General features: G+C 54.0%; 1 tRNA gene and 2 rRNA genes (1 of these 3 cut by a window edge). All 3 read right to left on the minus strand.

The annotated features are described in order from the left end of the window. Window positions 1–202: 202 nt before the first annotated feature. Window positions 203–279, minus strand: a tRNA-Met gene (locus KORLAC_RS14940). A 367-nt stretch (window positions 280–646) separates the two neighbouring features. Then, window positions 647–761 (minus strand): 5S ribosomal RNA (rrf, locus tag KORLAC_RS14945). A 113-nt stretch (window positions 762–874) separates the two neighbouring features. Further along, window positions 875–2,500 (minus strand): 23S ribosomal RNA (locus tag KORLAC_RS14950); it runs 1,119 nt beyond the window's last position.

A 2,500-nucleotide genomic window follows, 5' to 3' on the forward strand; every position in this document is an offset into this window, starting at 1 on the left:
CCCCAGGCCAAAAAACGGTCCTGGGGACCGAGGTTTGTTTTTGGTTTTGTGGGTAGGATTAGTCTCGTGGCTTTGCTCCTCGTCAGCTTGGCTAGGAACCTTTGGTAAAACAGCCTTGCGGTCTGTTTTACCAGGAGCAAAGCCTGGCCCCGCCCAACAAAGATTTAAGGCCGACCCCCGTGTTGGGGATCGGCCTTAAATTTGGTTGCGGGGGTAGGATTTGAACCTACGACCTTCAGGTTATGAGCCTGACGAGCTACCGGGCTGCTCCACCCCGCGTCATATGTCTACGTTTAGGGCCGTCGCCCGGTAGCAGGTATGTCTGGCGCCTTTCGGCGATGCAGACGGTTTCGCTTTCGCTTCGCCTTGGCGGGCTGCTCCACCCCGCGTCAATTATGTTTTGCTTCCGGTCTGGCTTTGCCATTCCATGAAGCGCGCTCAGGGCTGCTCGCTTTGTTTGCGAGGCTTGAGCGGGTTTCACGCTAATTACCGAAGCCCGGAGGGGCTGAGGCAAGGCCGACTGGCCGTCGCGAACGTTTTCGCGGAAGCCAAGCGTGAGCGCCGGCGCTTGAGGTAAATTAAAAAACCGCCTTATGGCGGTTTGTTTAATTTTTTGAAGTTGTGATGATGTTTTACTCTTTTGTAGATCTGGCGGCGACCTACTCTTCCGCGCCTTAAGACGAAGTACCATCGGCACAAAGACCTTTCACTTCCGGGTTCGGGATGGGACCGGGTGGGACAATCTTGTTATAACCACCAGATCAACAAAAGAGTAAACAGCAAGCAGTGCTTGCCGGATTGCGTTTTATTATTGGTGCATGCTTTGAAGTTGTTCCACACATAGAGAGAGTGTTGTTCTCTGTCTATGGAGGGGCTCTTCAAGCCTATCGAGCAATTAGTATCAGTAAGCTTCATCCATTACTGGACTTCCACACCTGACCTATCAACGTGGTGGTCTTCCACGGCTCTCAGAGAGACCTAATCTTGAGGGGGGCTTCCCGCTTAGATGCTTTCAGCGGTTATCCCGTCCGGACATAGCTACCCTGCAATGCGGCTGGCGCCACAACAGGTCCACCAGAGGTCCGTCCACCCCGGTCCTCTCGTACTAGGGGCAGCTCCTCTCAAGTCTCTTGCGCCCACGGCAGATAGGGACCGAACTGTCTCACGACGTTCTAAACCCAGCTCACGTACCTCTTTAATTGGCGAACAGCCAAACCCTTGGGACCTGCTCCAGCCCCAGGATGAGATGAGCCGACATCGAGGTGCCAAACACTGCCGTCGATATGAGCTCTTGGGCAGTATCAGCCTGTTATCCCCGGCGTACCTTTTATCCGTTGAGCGATGGCCCTTCCACACAGAACCACCGGATCACTATGACCGACTTTCGTCTCTGCTCGACCTGTCAGTCTCGCAGTCAGGCAGGCTTATGCCATTGCACTCAACGATCGATTTCTGGCCGATCTGAGCCTACCTTCGCGCGCCTCCGTTACCATTTGGGAGGCGACCGCCCCAGTCAAACTACCCGCCACAGTGGGTCCCAGTCCCGGGTTCACGGGACGTGGTTAGATATCAGGAACAACAAGGGTGGTATTTCAAGGGTTGGCTCCACAAGGACTGGCGTCCCTGCTTCAAAGCCTCCCACCTATGCTACACATGTTGTCCCTAATACCACACTGAAGCTGTAGTAAAGGTGCACGGGGTCTTTCCGTCTAACCGCGGGTACTCCGCATCTTCACGGAGAATTCAATTTCGCTGAGTCTATGTTGGAGACAGTGGGGAAGTCGTTACGCCATTCGTGCAGGTCGGAACTTACCCGACAAGGAATTTCGCTACCTTAGGACCGTTATAGTTACGGCCGCCGTTTACCGGGGCTTCAATTCGGTGCTCTCACACCTCCTCTTAACCTTCCGGCACCGGGCAGGCGTCAGACCCTATACGTCGTCTTGCGACTTCGCAGAGCCCTGTGTTTTTAGTAAACAGTCGCCACCCCCTCTTTTGTGCCCCCACCAAAAAGTTGCCTTAATGGTGGGCCTCCTTCTCCCGAAGTTACGGAGGCAATTTGCCGAGTTCCTTCAACATAGTTCTCTCAAGCGCCTTGGTATGCTCTACCATCCCACCTGTGTCGGTTTCGGGTACGGTCTATATGGTGGTGCTATTTCCTGGGACACCTTCGCGGCCCTTCCAATCCAATAAGGAAGAACAACTTACGGTATCCGTCACATTCCACCAGGTACAGGAATATTAACCTGTTTCCCATCGACTACGCTTTTCAGCCTCGCCTTAGGGGCCGACTCACCCTGCGCGGATTAGCCTTGCGCAGGAACCCTTGGGATTTCGGCGACAGTGTCTCTCACACTGTTTATCGCTACTCATGTCAGCATTCTCACTTCTGATATCTCCAGCATGGCTCACGCCACACCTTCGCAGACTTACAGAACGCTCCGCTACCACTTGATCATAAGATCAAATCCACAGCTTCGGTACATGTCTTGAGCCCCGG

Source organism: Kordiimonas lacus (assembly GCF_001550055.1).
In the GTDB taxonomy this organism is placed as follows: Bacteria; Pseudomonadota; Alphaproteobacteria; order Sphingomonadales; family Kordiimonadaceae; genus Kordiimonas; species Kordiimonas lacus.